22 protein-coding genes are annotated in these 21,435 nt (G+C 34.2%); 7 read left to right on the plus strand and 15 right to left on the minus strand.

Annotated features, from left to right (window positions below; all coding sequences use genetic code 11):
- Positions 1-76: 76 nt before the first annotated feature.
- The 3 genes from E0W69_RS15765 to E0W69_RS15775 form a co-directional block, all read right to left on the minus strand.
- Positions 77-2,305, minus strand: coding sequence for a glycosyl hydrolase family 95 catalytic domain-containing protein (locus E0W69_RS15765; protein WP_131331006.1), 2,229 nt, complete (start codon positions 2,303-2,305; stop codon positions 77-79).
- 163 nt (positions 2,306-2,468) lie between these two features.
- A complete protein-coding gene (locus tag E0W69_RS15770; RefSeq protein WP_131331007.1) occupies positions 2,469-3,629 on the minus strand; it encodes a metallophosphoesterase family protein in 1,161 nt (386 codons plus the stop codon).
- A 147-nt stretch (positions 3,630-3,776) separates the two neighbouring features.
- Positions 3,777-4,676: a sulfite exporter TauE/SafE family protein gene (locus tag E0W69_RS15775; protein WP_131331008.1), complete on the minus strand. Its 900-nt coding sequence runs from the start codon at positions 4,674-4,676 to the stop codon at positions 3,777-3,779.
- Positions 4,677-5,037: 361 nt separating this feature from the next.
- Between E0W69_RS15775 and E0W69_RS15780 the strand changes: the two genes are divergently transcribed.
- Positions 5,038-5,787 (plus strand): alpha/beta hydrolase, encoded by a 750-nt coding sequence (locus E0W69_RS15780; RefSeq protein WP_131331009.1) that lies wholly within the window; start codon positions 5,038-5,040, stop codon positions 5,785-5,787.
- A gap of 98 nt (positions 5,788-5,885) precedes the next feature.
- Positions 5,886-6,809: a Dyp-type peroxidase gene (locus E0W69_RS15785; RefSeq protein WP_191967882.1), complete on the plus strand. Its 924-nt coding sequence runs from the start codon at positions 5,886-5,888 to the stop codon at positions 6,807-6,809.
- Between the two features lie 99 nt (positions 6,810-6,908).
- Here the strand turns inward: E0W69_RS15785 and E0W69_RS15790 are convergent, their stop codons facing one another.
- The 3 genes from E0W69_RS15790 to E0W69_RS15800 all read right to left on the minus strand — a co-directional run bounded on the left by E0W69_RS15790 (position 6,909) and on the right by E0W69_RS15800 (position 9,171).
- A complete protein-coding gene (locus E0W69_RS15790; RefSeq protein WP_131331010.1) occupies positions 6,909-7,295 on the minus strand; it encodes a hypothetical protein in 387 nt (128 codons plus the stop codon).
- A gap of 397 nt (positions 7,296-7,692) precedes the next feature.
- Positions 7,693-8,673 (minus strand): alpha/beta hydrolase, encoded by a 981-nt coding sequence (locus E0W69_RS15795; protein ID WP_131331011.1) that lies wholly within the window; start codon positions 8,671-8,673, stop codon positions 7,693-7,695.
- Between the two features lie 81 nt (positions 8,674-8,754).
- Positions 8,755-9,171 carry an OsmC family protein gene (locus E0W69_RS15800; RefSeq protein ID WP_131331012.1) on the minus strand — a complete coding sequence of 139 codons (417 nt, stop codon included), beginning with the start codon at positions 9,169-9,171 and terminating at the stop codon, positions 8,755-8,757.
- Positions 9,172-9,355: 184 nt separating this feature from the next.
- Between E0W69_RS15800 and E0W69_RS15805 the strand changes: the two genes are divergently transcribed.
- Both E0W69_RS15805 and E0W69_RS15810 read left to right on the plus strand, forming a co-directional pair.
- Complete coding sequence (locus tag E0W69_RS15805) at positions 9,356-10,939, plus strand: Na+/H+ antiporter (protein WP_131331013.1); 1,584 nt, start codon at positions 9,356-9,358, stop codon at positions 10,937-10,939.
- Positions 10,936-11,982 carry an MBL fold metallo-hydrolase gene (locus tag E0W69_RS15810; protein ID WP_131331014.1) on the plus strand — a complete coding sequence of 349 codons (1,047 nt, stop codon included), beginning with the start codon at positions 10,936-10,938 and terminating at the stop codon, positions 11,980-11,982. The genes E0W69_RS15805 and E0W69_RS15810 overlap by 4 nt, the downstream gene beginning before the upstream one ends.
- A 3-nt stretch (positions 11,983-11,985) precedes the next feature.
- Here E0W69_RS15810 and E0W69_RS15815 read toward each other — a convergent pair whose 3' ends face one another.
- Both E0W69_RS15815 and E0W69_RS15820 read right to left on the minus strand, forming a co-directional pair.
- Positions 11,986-12,327 carry a DUF4261 domain-containing protein gene (locus E0W69_RS15815; protein WP_131331015.1) on the minus strand — a complete coding sequence of 114 codons (342 nt, stop codon included), beginning with the start codon at positions 12,325-12,327 and terminating at the stop codon, positions 11,986-11,988.
- A 41-nt stretch (positions 12,328-12,368) separates the two neighbouring features.
- Positions 12,369-12,734, minus strand: a complete 366-nt coding sequence (locus E0W69_RS15820) for a hypothetical protein (RefSeq protein ID WP_131331016.1) — start codon at positions 12,732-12,734, stop codon at positions 12,369-12,371.
- Between the two features lie 78 nt (positions 12,735-12,812).
- On the opposite strand from E0W69_RS15820, the gene E0W69_RS15825 reads away from it, so the two are divergent.
- Positions 12,813-13,268, plus strand: coding sequence for a nuclear transport factor 2 family protein (locus tag E0W69_RS15825; RefSeq protein ID WP_225321290.1), 456 nt, complete (start codon positions 12,813-12,815; stop codon positions 13,266-13,268).
- 30 nt (positions 13,269-13,298) lie between these two features.
- On the opposite strand, the gene E0W69_RS15830 is transcribed toward E0W69_RS15825, so the two are convergent.
- The 5 genes from E0W69_RS15830 to E0W69_RS15850 form a co-directional block, all read right to left on the minus strand.
- A complete protein-coding gene (locus tag E0W69_RS15830; RefSeq protein ID WP_131331018.1) occupies positions 13,299-13,955 on the minus strand; it encodes an HAD family hydrolase in 657 nt (218 codons plus the stop codon).
- Between the two features lie 6 nt (positions 13,956-13,961).
- A complete protein-coding gene (rpiA, locus tag E0W69_RS15835; RefSeq protein ID WP_131331019.1) occupies positions 13,962-14,639 on the minus strand; it encodes a ribose-5-phosphate isomerase RpiA in 678 nt (225 codons plus the stop codon).
- Between the two features lie 82 nt (positions 14,640-14,721).
- Complete coding sequence (locus tag E0W69_RS15840) at positions 14,722-15,372, minus strand: phosphatidylserine decarboxylase family protein (protein ID WP_131331020.1); 651 nt, start codon at positions 15,370-15,372, stop codon at positions 14,722-14,724.
- Positions 15,373-15,415: 43 nt separating this feature from the next.
- Complete coding sequence (locus E0W69_RS15845; protein WP_131331021.1) at positions 15,416-16,273, minus strand: phosphatidate cytidylyltransferase; 858 nt, start codon at positions 16,271-16,273, stop codon at positions 15,416-15,418.
- Positions 16,274-16,276: 3 nt separating this feature from the next.
- Positions 16,277-17,215, minus strand: coding sequence for a CPBP family intramembrane glutamic endopeptidase (locus tag E0W69_RS15850; RefSeq protein WP_131331022.1), 939 nt, complete (start codon positions 17,213-17,215; stop codon positions 16,277-16,279).
- Positions 17,216-17,300: 85 nt separating this feature from the next.
- Here E0W69_RS15850 and dusB point away from each other — a divergent pair, with 85 nt between their 5' ends.
- On the plus strand, positions 17,301-18,341 hold the full coding sequence (gene dusB, locus E0W69_RS15855; protein WP_131331023.1) for a tRNA dihydrouridine synthase DusB: 1,041 nt from the start codon (positions 17,301-17,303) through the stop codon (positions 18,339-18,341).
- A 37-nt stretch (positions 18,342-18,378) separates the two neighbouring features.
- On the opposite strand, the gene E0W69_RS15860 is transcribed toward dusB, so the two are convergent.
- Positions 18,379-18,879 carry a DUF4251 domain-containing protein gene (locus E0W69_RS15860; protein ID WP_131331024.1) on the minus strand — a complete coding sequence of 167 codons (501 nt, stop codon included), beginning with the start codon at positions 18,877-18,879 and terminating at the stop codon, positions 18,379-18,381.
- Positions 18,880-18,950: 71 nt separating this feature from the next.
- On the opposite strand from E0W69_RS15860, the gene E0W69_RS15865 reads away from it, so the two are divergent.
- Positions 18,951-19,988, plus strand: a complete 1,038-nt coding sequence (locus tag E0W69_RS15865) for a YncE family protein (RefSeq protein ID WP_225321291.1) — start codon at positions 18,951-18,953, stop codon at positions 19,986-19,988.
- A 4-nt stretch (positions 19,989-19,992) separates the two neighbouring features.
- On the opposite strand, the gene E0W69_RS15870 is transcribed toward E0W69_RS15865, so the two are convergent.
- Positions 19,993-21,351 carry an alpha-L-fucosidase gene (locus E0W69_RS15870; protein WP_225321292.1) on the minus strand — a complete coding sequence of 453 codons (1,359 nt, stop codon included), beginning with the start codon at positions 21,349-21,351 and terminating at the stop codon, positions 19,993-19,995.
- Positions 21,352-21,435 lie beyond the last annotated feature (84 nt).

Genomic DNA, 21,435 nt, shown 5'->3' on the forward strand with positions numbered 1-21,435 from the left:
AAAGGAGACTGTTTGGCTCCTTTTTATATTTTTATTTTTTGATAAATGGGAAATACTTATACTTGTTTCACAAATTTTAATTAACACCCCAATAATTTTGTTTGCCAATGATAATAGGAACTGAAGTAATCGAGGATCTCAAAGCTTTTATATCTGAATAAAAAATTACTGATTCTCCTTCTCTCAGTTTCCAAGCAATTGCTCCATCTTTATCTCTTTTTACAGGAAATGATTTACCATTTGTAAGTTTGGCAAAGGTGATATCCAAAGGAGTAACAAGCCTTACGTTTCCACCAACTAAACTCTTTACACGAATCCATTGCACAACTCCGTCCTTTTTTACACCACTAATAAGGAATGCTCCAGGAGCTCTTAAATCTTTAAAAGAAACATTGCGCCAACTATTCGGGATCGCATTAAAGACAAATATTTTTTCGTCTCTACATTGAAGTCCCATTTCTTGAATACTTTGTACTGCGGCCAAAGGAGTTTCAATGACTGGCCCCGACTCAAGATACATAGTATTATGACGAACAAATTTATCCAAAAGACGATTTAAGTATTGATAAGCACTATCCCCTTGCCCCATCATCTCATAAATAGAGGCTCCGCCTGTAAATGAATACCCCTGAAGTGCCGAATTATCTTTATGCCAAGTTCGTAAAGACTCTTCAATCAAGTGTTGATTTTCTTTTTGTTCCCAATTCATCATTTGTAATGGATATATCATCAAAAGATGAGAATAGTGTCTATGTGATTTTGTAAATCCTATGTCTTTACCAATTCTTAAACCAGTAGAATCCTCTGGATATTCAGTTATATTTTCCAAAACATCTTGCCATTGCAAAGCCTGAGAATCCTTGGGAGAAAGGCTTAACAAAGTTTGACAAGACCATTTAAATAGCGCTAAGGAATAATTACAATCACGCGTTGGACGATCAGGATATTCCGGAGAATAAGTATATGGAAGGTGTATTTTACCTTGACTATCTTTACTCATTACGTCAAAAAAATAATTCGTACTCTTCCTCAATAAATCAATCAATGGTCCTTTTAACCGAATATCCATGCCATATCTATATTGTTGCCAATAATAAAATAATATCCAATTTAAATTACCAAATTCTAATTCAGCAACAGAGGAGGTTGTATCTCCTGATTTATTTACTTTCACTGGTGTACCTACCATATCTGGCCCTCCAGAACGCCCCACACCAATGGCATTATAACGATATTCGGCGGGTATATTTAATGCCAAATTATTACGATTTTTATTTACAAGTTCAACCATGGAAGCTGCAATATCCAAATGATTTGCGGTATACAAGGGAGAATAAGCCAATTGTATATTTAAATTATACCAATAAGCTGGCCACGGAGTATTGTGTGTCCAAGGACCTTGTAAATCCATTGCGGGCTTATCATTTCTTGTTGCAGATGCCATCTTATATAGTTGAATCCAATAAAAACTTTGCATTCGTGCATCAGGTATGGAAAAAAAACTTTTTTGATAATAACTATGCCACCAATTTCGATGCCTTGTTATACCGGATAAAATACTATCCGTATTCATATTTGCAACTATTGTATTCGCATAATGCATCCCCTTCTTATCAATAGTATCATAACCAATTGATATCAATATTGATTTATTTTTTTGCCGCCAGCAAGTAGCATATCCACCTCCTGCAGATAACGGCTGCCAATAGGTGTAAACATTGTTTTTATTTTTCAATAGTCCAGAAGGATTCGCTTGATATATGGTTTTAAATTCAGGTTTATACTTAATCCGAGGGCTCTGAGAGGAATCCGGACACCAAGTCCATTGAAAATTGCATTCTGCTCCTGTTGTACTATAATCAAACAAAATTGCATTCCGATCTGCGAATGTAAGTGAGCGCCATTGTATTGAACCCTTATCCGTAACTATAGTTCCTTTCACCTCTGCATTCCATAGATCCATCCGTCCATCTTTTTTTATTATTTTACCCACAGGCTTTAATAAAAAATAACCGATGGAAAGTCTTGCTCTATTGAATAAATCTCCCATTCCGTTCATAGGACGATGATCATAAACATCTGTACGGCCTACATCGACTCGTAGAGATTCTCCATTCTCTGACATATAAATCATATCTCCCAAAAGTCCATTGCCTGTAAAAAGTCCGTCTGTCCAAAGATTGGTGAGATTATTGTTTACAATATCTTGTTCACTCATCATTCTTGGCCAATCAATTACTTGATTTTGGCCAAATGCATATATTGCAAATTGAAATATAACGATCAAAAATATGCGTTTATTCATGGCTATCATTTGTAAATAAATGCTAAGGTGATTATCTAAAAGGTGATTCAAGTATTCAGCAACCACAATAAAGATATATAACTTTTTCAAATATTTTGACGTACTATTTTGAAATTAAGTTCAAAGCAATTATGTACAAATTATTACCGCAGAAAGAATAACACTATAAACTAATTGTTTTAGATACACCCCAAGTTATATTCTGATCTTTTTCATTAGGATGTGCATTATAGAGACATTCACGTACACTTAGTAATCTTTTATTTTCATCTATAGTAATCAATTGAAAGGAACATTTTATTTCATCTTTTGAAGAAATAGAACCTTTCATCGGAGAATCTACACGAAATACAGGAAGAGATAATTTACCATCTACACCTTTATAAGTATAGAATTCATTATGATTTTCATGACCATGAAAATAAGCTTTAATATTAGGGTGTTTATACAAAAAAATATCTAACCCATTTTGTTCTATTGAATCTTTAGCATATTTATCAATCACTAGAGATTCTTTGTATTTTTCCCTTAATAGATTTTCAAATTTATTCTTGCTATTGATTGTTGCTGGGATATTGGGATTTGTAAATAATTTAGGATCTCCATATGGAGGCACATGGGTAAATATTAAAACTGGTGTATTTCGCTTTACATTATTAAGATCGTTTTCCATCCAAATCCTATTGGCAGAATCTGGCCATATCGATGGAAATATCAAGTGTATGCTCCCTATATTTATTGCATAATTTGGGACATCTTTTTCATAGTCAAAAGTGGTCGTAGTTTTTAAAATATGAGGATGTAGCATCCTATTATAAATCTCTACCATAGATTTATTATCTCTAGAAGGATTAAGTGGTTTGAAATAACCAATTGCATTGGAGGCGTCATGATTACCAGGAGTTAAATAGATAGGCGTAATCTTTCCAAATCTATCCTTAGTATGCAGATCTTTTATATAATTTTTTTCAAATTGCGCCCATGACTTTGTTGCCGATTGTATTCCTTTTTCTTCTCTATTAGCAAGATCCCCCGTTACAATCAAGGCATCAATATGATTTATCATTTGATTTTGACCTACTCCATTATCTGATGGCAATATTTGTTTTTGTAAATTATTAATCTCTTTTAATATCGCTTTATTAACTTCATCACTAGACACATTTTCTTTACCTCTGAAAACCTTCTTTGTCAGACCATAATGTACATCAGATAGATATATTATCTGGATCATTTTATTATCTTGAGCATTGCTTCCCAAAAATAAAATCAAGCCTACACAAACGCTTAAAACCCTAACACAAATCATTTTAAAATTATTCATAACATAATATATATTTTGCAACTATATAAATTGCAAAATTGGAATAAAATATTAAAATACATTTATAACATAAATACTTAACAAATAAGTAATCAGAAGATCATAATAAATTTAATGAAAATTCATATTTTCTTCAGTATTGATAAATTATAGTTTATCTAATAAATTTTCTTGATGAACGATTTTTTCAATTTCAATACCTTCATTTTCTGAAAACTCAATTAGAAAATTTCTCTTATTAAATTTAATAGAAGTATAATTTGCATTATTCTTAATACCAGATTCATAAGAGATATGTTCGCTTTGGTATATCTTTTTAGTAGTTGTAGAGAACAAAATAATACCAGAAAGTACCATTGCAGCCATTCCAATACGTTTAAATGTATATTCAGTTAAATAAGGAAGGATATATTTTACAGTATAAGATGACACAATAGCTCCTGCTGCAACGGTCAAGCCTAACACAACTCCTTGATGTGTAGCAAGTCCCAAATAAATGTAAATAGCCAATTTTAATGTATGCAAGAATATTTCATTAGCGGCTCTTGTGGCAATAATCTCTTCTTTAGACAAACCAAGTTTGAAATAAAACTTATTAAACAGTAAACCAACAGCACCTGTAACACCAGAAACAAAGCCTGCGAGAAAACCAATAATAGCAAGCTTATATTTTTTTTCATTCAAACCTTCAACATTGGAAGTACTTTTTCTCTTTAATAGTTCTGGCACATTAGAAATCAAAAATATAGCGACAAGTAACTGTAAATAATCTGGATTAATATATTTCAATAGCCAACCACCAAGAATAACTGCCGGCACTGAAAACGGCACAAATATCCAGAAAACTTTCCAGCTAATATATTTTCTAAATAATACAATTCTAGAGACTGAGCTAGATAATGTTCCTGTTGTTAATGCAAAGGGTACTTGACTTCCTGGTAACATCGCACCTAAAATTGGGATAAGTATGAGACTTGCACCGCCTCCACATATTGCACTTAACCAAAATGCAACTATAGTTAATATAAATAAAATGAATATAAGCATACTTTGATTCTTTAGTTAAAAAGATATTGATCCACAAAAAGAGGTAGTAAAACTGAATTCATTTTGTAGAAAAAAGAACTATAACTTATACTTTTCGTATTTAAATAAAAATTAACATTGGAATAATTTCTCCGAATAATTACTTTTGAGTTATGAAAAGAGCAGATTTATTGACGATAACTATAATGATGTTTCTATTTTTCCTTTCTTTCATGATTTATAGAGCATATTACTTTTAATTTTAGTAACACATTCAGACGTTAAAAGCACGCTATTTTATCATTTTGATAGGATTTAAGTCCTCTGTATTTTGTTATATTTGGTTTAGCAGCAAGATATATAAATTTAAATTTTAAACATTATGACAAAAGATCTAGTTGTTCATAACGAAGCGCGAGCCGAATTTCTAAAAGGAACAAATAAGTGTGGAATTTTAATCATCCATGGATTTACAGGGAGTACGCAGAGTATGCGCCTCTATGGATATGCCTTAAATGAAAAAGGATTTACCGTTTTGATGCCAAGGCTTTCCGGTCATGGCACCACTCCTGAAGATATGGAACAAACTACTTACCTAGAATGGATTAAGGATGTTGAAACGGCCTATTATCAATTGGCTTCAGAAGTAGACAATGTATTTGTAGCTGGCTTGTCTATGGGAGGTTCGCTCACATTATACTTAGCAGAAAACTATCCTATAAAAGCAATTGCAACTATAAATGCAGCCTCAATGAATCTCCCAGCATTCGAATCTATATTTCAAGATGATAATTCGCCAGATTTTATTAAAGGAATTGGTTCTGACATTAAGAAAGAGGGAATAAAAGAATGGGCATATAGTAAGACACCTAAGAAATCGATTGGAGAAATATTAAAATTGGAAAAAATATTAGATGAAAATTTATCCAAAATAACGACCCCAACTATCATATTCTCTTCTAATGAGGATCATGTAGTACCTCCTCCTCATTCACAAAATATTTATGATAAAATCAGTAGTAAAACTAAAAAATTGATTCATTTAGAAAATAGCTATCATGTCGCCACTTTAGACAATGACCTTGCGATAATTGTTGAAGAAACCAATCATTTTTTTCATCAATATATTTAGATTTAGAAAAGTACACAAGTGCAATTGTGTACTTTTTTATAGTTTGTATACATTGTATCAAGGCAAATAATATATTTGAACCGATAAACAAGTTTAATATGATGTATAAAGCGCAAAACGTAACTGACACGCCCAATAACAATACCATTTTTATGGTTTGGAATTTTAAAGAGGTATTAGAATTGAACGATTCATTTGAAAGACTCTGTGCACTCATTATTAATTTGAACAATACAGCACAGATTCGATCTACTGTAAATAAGGCAAGTATTGTCTTAGGAATTGGTTACAATGCTTGGATCAATTTAAAATTACCAGCACCCTTACCCAAAGAACTCATTGAATTTCAACCTATAAAAGGAGAAAAGCATATTGCCGTCGCTACCAATGGCGACTTACATATACACATACGAGCGAATAATCAAAGCTATTGTATGGATATGGCAGGAGAAATTTCAAATATTTTAAATAATGTAGCGGATTGTACAGAGGAAGTGCATGGATTTAGATATTGGGATGGGCGCAGTATATTGGGTTTTGTTGATGGCACCGAAAACCCACAAGGAGAAGATCGAGATTATTTTGGGATAATTGGAAATGAAGACGAACGATTTAAAGGAGGAAGTTACTTATTTGTTCAGAAATATATCCATAATCTGACAGCATGGAAATCATTAAATACAAAAGAACAAGAAAATGTAATTGGTCGTAGCAAAGCGGACGACATCGAAATGTCAGATGAAAAAAAACCTGCAAATTCACACTCCGCATTGGCAAATGTGGGAGACGATTTAAAAATTGTTCGTGACAACATGCCTTTCGGAAATATTGCCAAAAATGAAATGGGAACTTATTTCCTTGCTTATGCGAGCACTTTTAGTACCGTAAAAAAAATGTTAACCAAAATGTTTATTGGTGATCCTGTCGGCAACTATGATAGGATTTTGGATTTTAGTGAAGCAAAAACAGGTTCATTATTTTTCTGTCCATCTATCCCAATGTTGAAGGATTTTGCTGGATAAATGGATAAATGATGTGTTGAAATTGGTAAATGTCCTACGTTTAAATCTATAGTAAAAATATGCCTAAAGAGCACTTAGCTTCTTTAGGCATTTAATATATTAATACTCTACATATGTAATCTTCTTTATAGAAGGATTTTTAGAGTCAAAGCTAAGTTTGTGTTTATACGAAGTAAATGACACACTTACTTTGTATACATCACCAGAAGCATCTTCGAAATAATATTCTCCTGATTTATTTGCTTTGAAGTATAAAACATAATTATAAATCGACCAAGAAGCTTTTTTTAATTCATAACTTTCAACATGCACTTTGGTTACAACTTCTGAAGGGCATCTTCCATGAGTGCCTATTTCCCAATCAACATTTACAGAGTTAGATTCACCCTTTAATATACTACTATCATTTTCAAGTGAAACTTCGTATGCCTTACCATTTTTAGATAAAATAACACCTAGTGTTTCATTTGGAGTTGTGATTTCCATCATTTAAATTTTTAGATTAATAATTAAAAGAATTCTGACGTCAGTTTTTCAAATTTCAAACAAAATGATTGAATTTCGGATTTTTTAAGCGGGACATTTAGGGGACTTATATTGGACAAATAAGGGACATAAATCAATATCAATTTTTATATATAAAAATATCCCTCGAAAAGAAATAAAAGGAATGTCCCCTTTAAGGTGGTAATTAACTATTTACAAATTCATATTTTTTAGCGAAAATTTAAATAAATGGAAAGAATTCGAGGTTTTACAAATTATTTAAACCTAACATTAGTTATTTGCCTTGTCTGAAAAGATATTGCTTCTCTGAATCTTTTTAAATAACAAAGGCAATACTATATATAGTATTGCCTTCTTAAACTATGAAAATATGAAACTATTTGAACAATGCATCATGTAAAACTACCGCAGCTTGATCGATAGAAGTTTGTACTGCAGGGATATGCGACAATGGATTTAACATACCGTAATCATGGATAAAGCCTTTGTATTCTGTGATAGTTGTAGGTACACCTGCTTCGTCTAATTTACGAGCATATGCAACACCTTCATCATGCAAAATATCATTTTCTGCTACTTGTACCAATGCAGGAGGCAATCCTTTCAACTCATCCAAAGAAGCTTCTAATGGAGACGCATAGATATTTTTTCTATCTGCTTTATTAGGCGCATAATTATCCCACATCCATTCCATCAAAGGAGTAGTTAAGAAACGTCCTTGTGCATATTCAGTATAAGATGGACGAGTGAAGTCAGCATCTGTTACAGGCCACAACAATACTTGATATTTAATATGTGGGCCTTTTTTATCTTTTGCCATTAAGGATACAACTGCAGCCATATTACCACCAACACTATTACCAGCAACCGCAAGATTTTTACCATCTACACCTATTTCTGCGCCATGTTCGGATACCCATTTTGTAGCGGCATAAGCTTGATTAATTGCTACTGGGAAATGTGCTTCTGGAGAGGGCGTATAGTCTGGGAATACTGCAACCGCACCACTATTTACTACTAGGTCACGCACCAATCTTTTATGTGTTGGATAATCACCTAATACCCAACCACCACCGTGGAAGAACATAAATACTGGGGAATTATCTTTTACTCCTTTGGGTTTAACGATATGAATTTTAACAGTCAATCCATCTTCTGTAATTGTCTTTTCGGACTCTTCTATATCACTATAATCGTATTGTACTGATTTTTGCGCACCAACTAAAACTAAACGAGCATCTTTTGGAGATAAAGTTTCTAGAGGTTTACCATCACCGCTATTCAAAACTTTCAAAAAGCTTCTGATATCTTTCAAAATGTGTGGATCTTGATCTGCTGGAACAATTGTTTGTGCCATGGTTGTATTTTTTATGGTTAATATTGATGAGAACAATAAAATTGATAATAAGTTTGTAAGACGTTTCATTTTAATAATTATTTATTCGTTAATTAATTGAGCATTTAAGGAAATTTCGAAGCTAAAAGCGTTACTTACTGGACAAGTTTGTTCTGCACCTTTAGCAATTTGTTGGAATTGTTCATCTGAAATACCCGGAACTTTTGCCTTTAAGGTCAATTCAGATTTTGTAATTTTCCCATTATCCAAAGTGATAACTGATTGAGTTTCCAATGTATCTGGAGTAAATCCAGCCTCTGTTAAATCCAAACTTAATTTCATTGTAAAACATCCAGCGTGTGCCGCTGCCAACAATTCTTCAGGATTGGTACCGATACCGTCAGCGAATCGACTGTTGAAAGAATATTGTGTGTGATTCAATACGGTACTTTGTGTAGTGATGTTACCATTTCCTTCTTTGATGTTGCCGTTCCAAACGGCTGTTGCGTTACGTTTCATATTTTTTGTTTTTTTATTTACTTTGATAGCACAAAGATATAACCGTATTCAGCCATCACAAATAGATAAAACACCTCATTTGTTGTACTTTTTTCCCTTTATAAAGAATTTTTTATTTTCTATGGAAAAATGTACACTTTTTTATTTTTCAGCAAATGCATTATATTTATAAGAAAACTATTCGATGCTAACACATTTCCCTTTTATATTAGGCATGATCATAGCGATTATATTAATCATCATGTTGAGCAATAAAATTAAAATCGCTTACCCAATATTATTAGTTGTCGCTGGACTATTGATTAGCCTAATCCCGAGTGTTCCCAATATCAAAATAGATTCTCAGTGGATTTTTATACTGTTCTTGCCTCCACTATTATATGAGGCAGCATGGACAATTTCATGGAAAGAGCTATGGTTTTGGCGTAGAATCGTTAGTAGTTTTGCATTTGTAGTCGTATTTCTAACTGCGATTTCTGTTGCTTATGTTGCCAATGCTTTTATTCCCGGCATTTCTATAGCATTGGGGTTTTTATTAGGAGGTATCGTATCTCCGCCCGATGCTGTAAGTGCAAGTGCTATATTACAAAATGTAGAAGTACCCAAACGAATGTCTATCATCTTAGAAGGTGAAAGTTTGTTAAACGACGCATCTTCATTAATCATTTTCCGATTCGCTATGATAGCAGTGGGTACTGGCCAATTTGTATGGCATGAGGCTGCATTAAGTTTCTTATGGATGATTGTCGGAGGAGGTATTATTGGGCTTTTATTAGGATATATTATTATGAAATTTCATCAGTTATTACCTACCGATGCCAATATGGACACACTTATCACATTAGTAACTCCTTATACTATCTATCTTGCCGCAGAGGAAGTACATAGTTCGGGGGTATTAGCGGTTGTATGTGGTGGCTTGTTTTTATCCTATCATAAATACGCATTTCTAAAAAGATCCTCTAGATTAAGAAATGAAAATGTATGGTCAAGCTTGGTATTTCTGCTAAATGGAATTGTATTTTTTATCATTGGTTTGGACCTTCCAGAAATTTTACAAGGTTTGCAATCTGAAGGCATTAGTCTTGGCTTGGCGACCAAATATGGATTAATTATCACAGGCACACTTATTCTTGGTCGTATTATAGCGGCTTATGGTGCTGTTGTCGTTACACTTATTATGCGAAATTTTATCACGGTGGCAGATTCCAGCAATCCTGGATTTAAGGTTCCTATCATATTAGGATGGACAGGAATGCGCGGCGTAGTTTCTTTAGCAGCAGCACTTTCCATTCCTGTATATTTAAAAAATGGGACTCCATTTCCACATAGAAATTTGATATTATATATAACGTTTGTGGTTATTCTTGGCACGCTGATTATTCAAGGCTTGACTTTACCCATTTTGCTCAAAAAGTTTCAATTACCTAAATACAAAGATCACTATCCAGAACATGAAGCGACTGCGATATTAAAAAACGATTTGGCAAAAGCTTCCTTAGAATATATCCAAACAAATTATAGTGTGGATGCTATTCAAAATTTTCATTTAAAGAAAATGGTTCTTCAGTGGGAAAAACAATTAGAAGCGGAAGACGAGCTTGAAATGTCCAACAATGCGAAAAAAATATACTTAGACATTTTAGATTTGCAAAGAAAAAAATTGATCGAAAAAAATAGAACCGAACCAAAAATGGATGAAGATGTTATTAACAAATATCTTCACTTAATCGACTTAGAAGAGGAAAAAATAAAGGCAAAAGTATGAACCTGATTAGGCAGTTTGGACAATTTCCAGATAAGAAACGTAAAGAATATTTTAAGACACTTTCGAACTATAAAAATGGTCAATTTCAAAATTTAATAGATACGCCACAACTCGCAGAAAACAAAAATATGCGGCAAGTAATGGTCGAATATTTTTCCAAACATCCCAATACAACTCCCAAACAAGAACTTCCAAATGTTCATTCCGATCTAAAATCGATACCGAAAGAGCAGGATTTTTTCGTTTGGTTTGGGCATAGTTCTTATTTGTTACAAACCGATAATATCAATTTTCTAATCGATCCAGTTTTTAGTGGTAGTGCATCACCCATTCCCGGCTCAATCAAATCATTCTCAGGAAGCAACAATTATCGTGTTGCAGATTTACCTGCGATCGATTATCTAGTTATATCCCACGACCATTGGGATCATTTGGATTTCCCAACTATAGAATTATTGAAAAATAAAGTCGGAACCGTAGTTTGTAGTTTGGGCGTTGGGCAGCATTTTGAATATTGGGGTTGGGACAAATCCAAAATTATTGAGAAAAGCTGGGGAGAAGAAATCGTACTAAGTAACCAAATACATATGTACTACACACCAGCTAGGCATTTCGCAGGACGTGGACTATCAAGAAATATTTCACTTTGGACCTCCTATGTTTTAATCACACCTACGAAAAAAATATTTCTTGGTGGAGATAGTGGCTATGGTCCACATTTCAAGGAAATTGGAGAAAAATTCGGGCCATTTGATTTTGGCTTTTTAGAGTGCGGGCAATACAATGAGAATTGGCCATTTATACATTCCCTACCTAAAGAAATAATACAAGAAGCGAAAGAACTACAACTCAAAAATTTCATTCCAGTACATAATTCAAAATTCAAATTATCACTTCATCCTTGGTATGAACCACTTGAAACCATTACACAATTAGCGGAAGAAAACAATCAAACTATAACAACTCCCAAAATTGGCGAAGTTGTTTATTGGAATGATCTAGGGAAAAATTGGGAAAAATGGTGGCGACCGTTTATAGTATAAGCTTTATTTTATGCTTTCCAAAAGCCACATTCCGAAAGGATTTTCAAATAATTCATCACCATGACTTGGCTGATGTTTTTCTTCTGAAATTAAAAATATGGGTGCATCTTGGGCAATACTAAAAGTTTGCCCAGCTTTTATAGTTGGTTGATCTATCAATTGATAATATCCAAATATAGACAACACTTCAACTGCCGCTTGAAATTCTTCACCTACAATCATAGCGTCTTTCAAACCGAGATTATGCATACCACAAGTGTACACTGCACCATGTCCGTCACTTATAGAATCCAAAACATACATCGGATATAGATTACCCAATTCATAGTTTTTCAATAAATCCAACCATTGATCTTTAGTAAATGCCTTACCTGCAGTTTCTACTTTTACACCAATACCCCCGCTTTTAATAACGCACCAGCTGCGTCTGCAATAGATTTCGTACCCGCGACATTTCCTGTTTTTCCAAATAGATAAATCACCAAACTATGATTTTCTATTTCAGATAAAAAAGCATTGGAAACGCTATTCACCATTCCTGCGATAGCAAAAGAATCTTTCATACGAGCATCTTTTGGTTCGATTTGTATTTCAAAGCCTTCATTTGTTTTTGTATTCAATAATATATTTCCGGCAAATACATATTCATTGGGATTGTTATCGATTATTGCGGCAATCAAGTCTGTACGTGTCGCCCAATTTCCAGGAATACATAAAATGGTTTGCATATTTGAAGTCTTGAAATTTTCCATAGTTGAATAATTCATTACAAATATATCCGAATTGTAACCAATTTAGAATATCAAACGTCATATAGAAAAATGATACACATGAAAACAATCATCTTGGCAATAACTACTATGTTTTTGTCTTTTCTAATTCAAAAAGGAAAAGCACAAACAACCAACAACTTAAAGGAAAAAATCACCCAATTAGATAGCACATTTTTCGCAGCGTATAACAATTGTGATATGAAAACACAAGCAGATTTTTATAGTGATACTATTGAATTTTTCCATGATAAATCTGGTTTAACTACAGACAAACAAAAAATATTAGCCGATACGAAAAAATATATTTGTGGCAAAGTCTCTCGTGAATTGATTCCAGGAAGTATCGAGGTTTCTCCTTTGCCCAATTACGGTGCTGTGGAGATTGGAATGCATCAATTTAGAAACAAATTAGAACCCAATGCGCAACCACATCCTAGTCGCTTCCTCATCATTTGGAAACAAGAAGGCGAAATTTGGAAAATAACCAAAGTAATTAGTTTGCACGAAAACTAAAAGAGCGACCAAATTGGTCGCTCTTTTAATCTATTTAAACAATTCTTCTAATCTCGGATCCGTGTAATCTTTTACACTAAATAAGATATTATCCAAATCTTTAAAATCTTCTGGTTCGTGGAAGGTCAGCAATACGACTGCTTTCATACCGCCACGTTTCGCAGCTTCAACACCTTTTGGAGAGTCTTCAAATACGATAGAATTGTGTGGATTCGCACCCAACGCTTCTGCACATTTTAAAAATACCTCTGGATCTGGCTTGCTCGTCGCTACGTCTTCCGCACCTACAATTACCGGAAATTGTTTTCTTAAGCCCAAAGCATCTACGGCAAAATCAACGTTTGTTTTTGGAGCAGCAGTACCGATCGCCAATTTGATATTGTGTTCTTTCGCCTTATCCAAAAATGCTTGCAAACCATCAATTAATTTCAAATGAGGACGAAATGCATCTTGATACGCTTGTTCTTTTTTCTCTACAATTTCATCTATTTGTTCGGGTGTAAATTTCCCTGGTCCGAAAATGCGATCCAAAACTTCTTCATTTTTTCCATACATTTCTTTTTTCGCTTCTTCTTCTGTCAAAGTAGCACCAAGATCATCCACAAATACGCGATACCAAGCCTTACGATGAAATTCCATATCGTCTATCATCGTTCCATTCATATCAAACAAAAAAGCTTCCGTCATAATTTTCTATTTTTTACTTTCAATAATTTTCAATGTACCGTCATTATTACCAATGATCAACACATCTGTTTTATCCAAAAATAAGCCTGACTCTACCACACCTGGGATGCCTTGTAATTTTTGCAAAACATCGTGTGGATTTTCGATCAAACCAAAATCGCAATCAAATATAAAATTGTGATTATCTGTGATGAATATTTCCTCGTTTTTTTCTCTTCTCTTCGGCGTACAACCTAAAGCAGTAACTTCACGGAAAGTTTCTTCCCAGCCAAAAGGAATGATTTCAATGGGCAAACCAAAAGCTCCTAAAGTCGGCACATACTTTCTTTCGTCCGCAACAATTACGTAAAATTTTGTGGCAAATGCTACAATTTTTTCTCTCAACAATGCGCCACCGCCACCTTTGATCAAATTCAAATTAGCATCTGCTTCATCAGCGCCATCAATCGTTACATCCAAATGATCAATTTCGGAAAAATCGACCATTTTCACACCCCATTCTTTTGCCAATCTTTCTGACTCGATAGATGTCGCAATGGCTTCAATATCCAAACCTTCATGCTTAACGCGACGGCCAATTTCTTGTATGGTAAAATAAGCTGTTGAGCCAGTACCCAAACCGACTTTCATACCGCTTTTTACATAATCAACCGCTTTTTCTCCCGCTAACTGCTTAGGATTCATTTCTTTATAATTTTGAAAAAATAATCAATGTTGTAGTCAAATTTAAATAAAAAACGCGGAAACTAATTTCCGCGCTATATTCTTACCATTCTGCTAAGACGGTCACACCGCCTTGCACTTTTTGTTCAAGATTCACTTTTATTTTGGCATTTAACGGCAACAACACATCTACACGGCTACCAAATTTGATAAAGCCCAATTCATTTGTTTGTTTAACATCGGCGCCTACGACAGCGTAGTTTTTAATTCTACGAGCCAATGCTCCAGCGATTTGTTTGACTAACAAAGTTCCTTTTCCTGGAGTTTCTATAACGACACTATGACGTTCATTGTCCGTAGAGGATTTTGGATGCCAAGCAACTAAAAATTTCCCCGGATGATATTTGCTATATAATACTTTTCCATCTACAGGATATCTATTGACATGCACATTGGCAGGACTCATAAATATGCTGACTTGGATTCTTTTTTCATGATAATACTCTTCATCCACAATTTCTTCCATCACCACAACTTTACCGTCCGCAGGGCAAATGATTTGGTTATTTCCTTCGGATAATTTTCTATTAGGAATACGGAAAAAAGAAACCACAAACAATACGACAACAGCCAATAAAATGGTTAAAATGATTGCCAATTCGTGTGGCAAAAATGATTTAAATATTACGGCTGCAATACCTAAAATAACAGCGGCTATAATGATCGAGGGATAGCCTTCTTTGTGAATAATCATAAAATTTTTAAAAAATTGAACGGCAAAGATAATAAGGATTAGCTTATTTCATGAAATGCATGCCAATATAAATATAAACCCACACGACCAAAGTCGCAATTAGCAAAGAATCAAATCTATCCAAAAAGCCTCCATGTCCCGGCATAATGCTACCACTATCTTTCACACCAGCCATTCTTTTAATTTTACTTTCTAATAAATCTCCCAAGGTTCCAAATATCGCTGCGATGATTGAAACGGCTAAAAACATATGTGTTAATGAGGGACTGATCAACCAACGACCTACTAAAGTAATCAAGGCTACCGCCAAAATAGCGCCGCCTGCGGTCCCTTCCCAAGTTTTCTTTGGAGAAATTTTGCTAAATGGCGTTTTGCCGATAAACGATCCAACCAAATAAGCCAATGTATCATTTAACCAAATAGAGGCGATCAATGTCAATACGATCGCAGGATAACCTTCGATCGACCAATTGGACAAATTGATCAATAAACCCCAACTCAAGGAAATATAAAGCAAACTTAAAAATGTGTATTTAATTAAGCCATTTTTGTATTTTGGTTCGAGTAAAACAGTAATGACAAAATACGCCAAACCAATCAACATAATGGAATAGCCAAATTTGCGTAGCGGTAACGAACCTAGACTCATCAATTGCGTATTCCAAAGAATAAATCCCAAACCGATAAGACTTCCAGCTAATTTCTGATTGCTATTCACTTCTTTGTATCTAGGATCGATATTTCCCATGAGTTTGTGAAACTCGTACCAGCAACCAAAATGAATAATGATAAATAAAACAAGTAAAGTCCAATTATTAATCAACAAACCTGCCAGCATCACCGCCACAAAAAGGACCGCAGTTAACGCTCTGGTTTTGAATGTCGCAATATTTAAAGCCATAATTTATAGATTATTTGTCTGAGGGACGGTTTTCTTAAATTGAAAAAATGCGTAAAGAAAAACTAACAATCCCATAATTCCAATATACCACGGAAAAGATTCATCCATTTTTTCTTTTGTCAATTCATGCTTCACGGATAACGTATAAATTCCAATCACTGAAACCGTATTATTTATAAAATGTAAAAACATATTTAGCTTAATATCTTTTCCCCAATAATAAATATAGCCCAACGCTATCCCCAAGAAAAATCTTGGTAAAAATCCATAATAAGATCCGTGAATCGCACTGAAAATAATCGAACTTACAATGATGGCTACATGTGGATTTTTAAACCATTTGACAAAAACGGATTGCAAAGAACCACGGAAATACAACTCTTCCAAAAAAGCGGGCAAGGCCGCCACCAATAAAATAGAAACAATCAAATCCCCGATTCCATGCATCTGCATCAAAGCAAATACTTCTTTATAATATGCATCTTCTAAACCTTGAAAATACGTCGCCCAATTTTTTGGAATGGGAATCCATTGATTGATATCGCCCATCAATCCCGTAACAGCAAAGGAACAAACGACAATCAGCACCAACCATTGCCAAGTTTTGACAGAAGATTTTGCATTTAGATGAAAATATTCGACGGGTTTCTTTTTGATATTCGCCGTTAAAATCAGTGCTGGAAATAAGAACATACAGATCGTACTCAAAGTTTGAGCAAGTCTCGCAGCATTCGCATATTTCGGATCAAACATGGCAGTTCCCACATTGACAAAAGAAACACCTTTTACCAAGAAAGGAATAATCGCTATAAAAGTGCCTAAAATCAAACACGCAATAGTCGTCCCAAATAAAATTCCAAATTGTCCCGCAGGTGTATAAATCTCCCCATTCTTTGGAATTCCCGATGGAGATTTTTCGGGAGAAAGATCATTTATTTCCATATATTTTTTTGGTCTTAACTTTGCTGCGAAGATACGGTTTGAATATTTGAATATTTTACCGCTCGTCAATTTAGTATTTATAGCTATGGTCAAGATTGGAAAAATAGAATTACCAGCATTTCCTTTGTTATTAGCGCCAATGGAAGACGTGAGCGATCCGCCTTTTCGTGCCGTGTGCAAGGACAACGGAACTGATCTGATGTATACAGAATTTATCAGCAGCGAGGGTCTGATTAGAGACGCGATCAAAAGTCGTCAAAAATTGGACATATTTGAGGAAGAGCGTCCTGTCGGCATTCAGATATTTGGTGGCGATGAGGAAGCGATGGCGATGAGTGCGCAGATTGTTTCTACGGTCAATCCTGATTTGGTGGATATCAATTTCGGATGTCCCGTCAAAAAAGTCGTTTCCAAAGGTGCAGGCGCTGGCGTATTAAAAGATATTGACCTGATGGTGCGCCTTACAGAAGCGGTTGTACGAGGAACGAATCTACCAGTTACGGTCAAAACGCGTCTTGGCTGGGACCATGACTCCTTAAATATATTGGAAGTAGCTGAGCGATTGCAAGATGTCGGGATTCAAGCCTTATCCATCCACGGTCGTACAAGAGCGCAGATGTACAAAGGTCATGCAGACTGGACATTGATCGGTAAAGTGAAAGAAAATCCAAGAATTAAAATTCCCATTTTTGGAAATGGAGATATCGACAGTCCAGAAAAAGCGGTAGAATATAAAAATCGATACGGTGTTGATGGATTAATGATCGGTCGCGCCGCCATTGGTTATCCTTGGATTTTTAGGGAAATAAAACATTTTGAAAAAACAGGAGAATATTTAGCACCTCCAACGATCCAAGAAAGAATTGATGTCATTAAAAAGCATTTGACGCAATCTATGAAGTGGAAGGGCGACACTTTGGGGATTTTGGAAATGCGTCGACATTATGCCAATTATTTGAAAGGTTTTCCATCCGTAAAAGAATTTAGAAATATTCTCGTCAATCTCAAAACCTATCCTGAGATCGAAGAAGTTTTGGATAAAATGATTGTTCGATATGATGGCTTTATTCCTGATCGAATTATGGCATCTTATCCAGAAGGCAACGAACCTAGTTGCTCTATCTAAAAAATACAAAAGGTTGATAATTAAATTATCAACCTTTTTATTTCTTTTCAATCGTCCCCGTATAAGAAATTGGGGTACGCGTATTACTCACAATCTGCACAGTTGCATAACCTGAAGTTCCCACATTCATCCAAATTTGTTGCACATCATTCACCGTTGCAAACATGCCGAGGTCTTTGGGCACAATATGTATTTGATACATACTTTTTTTCTTATTGGGCTGGATATCGTATTTATACCTCGTTGTAGTAAACTTTACACCTCCATCTGAAGGATTTAGAGGAGCGGAAAAACTTCGCCCAAAATAGGGCAACCATCCAATAATAGAGTCAGACTTTACAGTTAGCGTATAATTATAATTTAGTATAACATTTCCGCCAGCCATAGGATTGGCATTACGTGCATGAAATACAAAATTTGTATCCAAAATCATTTTTGTAATAGAATCTATCTCGGCTACTTTAGTAACTTGATTCTTGGCAGAATTACATGAAAATATGAGCATAATCATACTGAAAAATACAATTAGCTGGCGCATAACCTTCCAATTTTAACTATGAATTTACTAATATTCCTCTATTTTTAAAAATTATTATAAAATTTTAGTACATGATAAAAGGTTTGAGTAAAGGAAGTATTGTTATTGCACTTTTGTTTAATTTTCATATTATTCAAGCTCAATCAAATCAACATAGATTATTACTAGGAATTTCAAAAGTGGATCACAAATTGGTATTAATGGATGCCAAGACTTACCAAGTTTTAAATAAAGTCGATATTGGCGAAGATCCGCATGAGGTTACAGTTTCTAGTGATGGCAAAACAGCTTATGTTTCCAATACAGGATTTGGAAGTTTGCATGAAATAAATGTAATTGATTTAGTGCATCAAAAAGCAATTAAAAATATTGACACACGTCCACTTTGGGGACCACATGGACTTTCTTATACTAATAATGAATTGTGGTTTACTGCTCAAGGCTCTAAAGCTATTGGTAGATATAATCCTCAAACAGATAGTTTGGATTGGAGTATGGGAACTGGGCAAAACGTTACGCATTTATTATATGTAAAAAAAGATGCAAAGCAAATCTATGCTACAAATGTGGAGTCAGGAACTGTCAGCATTTTGGAAGAGAAACTAGTACAGCCGATGATCCCGCCAACTGGCAAATTACCTCCAAATGCTAAACCAAGATTAGATTGGGATCAAACATTGATACCTGTTGGTGTCGGTGCAGAAGGCTTTGCTGTTACACCTGATGAAAATGAACTATGGACTATAAAACCAGACGGAACCATTGCAATTATCAATTTATCCGAAAAAAAATTGGAACAAACAATCAATTCTAAAGTTCTTGGCTTACATAGAATTGGGTTTTCAAATAATGGAAAACTTGCGATTATTGTTAGTGTGAGGACGGGAGATCTTTTGGTTTATGATGTTGCTAAACGACAAGAAATCAAGCGCCTTAACATTGGTCAAGGCGCAGGTATTATGGTTGACGAGAAAGAAAATATTGCTTATATCTCTTGCACTCCTAATAACTATACAATTGTTTTTGATCTAAATAAATTAAAAGTTATTCAAAAACTAAAATACGGTGGTCGTCCAGATGGTATAACTATTGCTGAATGGAAGGATTAAACATTTATAACTTGGGTTCATTATAGATTCCGAACTCCGCAATTGAAGGAGTACTATTATATTCATTTATCTTCATACGTACTTTATCGCCTTTTGTATTGGGGAAACGGATAAGTTTGGTTTTCTGTTTATTATTACCATCTATAAGTTTTTTCCATTGCCCATGAGTATAAATTTCCAATGTATAATTTGTAATCTTTGGCTCGCCACCTTCAGTAATAACAATGGTATTAAAAGAAATATCTTTTCCTAATACAACTTCATACCATGGATTCTTAATTTCTGGATTAGATTCCCATGAAGTATTAAACTTATCATCATTTCCAAAATCCATAATATTCATATCATCACTCCAACTACTTTCTGCAAATTTGTCCTTAGCTAAATTGCGCGAAATTATTGGAGCATCTTGTTTTGGTAAAGCTTGATATTTTTTATCATCTTGCCATAATTCACCCATTTTTTGTAATGCATCTAATGCATTTTTATCGATAAGACCCTCTTTATTAGGTGCAACATTTAAAAGAAAATTACAATATGCATTGTTAAATGGAACCAAATTATCCTTGATAAGAAATTCTGGAGATTTTAAGGTTGAACTCGGAAATGTCGTTTTCCAAAACCAGTTTTCTTGTAAAGGCAAACAAGACAAAGCGGGCAACTTATTCGTCTCTTTAGAAATCATTTGACCAGCATTTTGTTCGTAAGATTTTATATCCGAGTAAAACAACGCACCCGCTGGATATTTGGCGGAATTGAGATCCATTACTAAACAATTAGGTTGCCATTTTTTTACCCAATTATAAATTTCTTGAAAAGATATATCGTCATAACTAATTCTAGACCAAGGAGCATCCCAACCATCAAATATAAGCGCATCTATTGTTCCATAGTTTGTTAATAATTCCTTCAATTGAGCCTTGATAAATACTATGCTTTGCTTGTTAATATTATTTGGACGTATCCGATGATGTGTATCCAATATGGAATAATATAAAGATACTTTCAGTCCATTTTTTCTAAAGGCATTGACATATTCTTTAACTACATCTTTTTTGAACGAACTATTCATGACACTATAGTTCGTTGTTTTTGTATCCCATATACAGAATCCACTATGATGCTTTGTAGTTAAGCATCCATAAGTCATATGCGCAGACTTGGCAGCTTTTGCCCACTGATCACAGTCTAACTTAGTAGGATTAAATGTAGCGGCTGGCATGTCAGGATCTGGCCAATCTTGATTTGCATAAGTTGGAATATTAAAATGAATAAACATGCCAAACTTTAAATCAATAAATGCTTGTTGTAGTTCCTGCAAGGATTTCTTTTCTGGACTATTATAAACTTTTTGAGCATTCATATTTAAAAATGTCAAAAACAAACAAAGGCATAAAATAATCTTTCTCATTTATAATTTGCTTTTGGTAAAACTATAGTATTGTAT

The sequence above is a fragment of the Rhizosphaericola mali genome, assembly GCF_004337365.2.
In the GTDB taxonomy this organism is placed as follows: domain Bacteria; phylum Bacteroidota; class Bacteroidia; order Chitinophagales; family Chitinophagaceae; genus Rhizosphaericola; species Rhizosphaericola mali.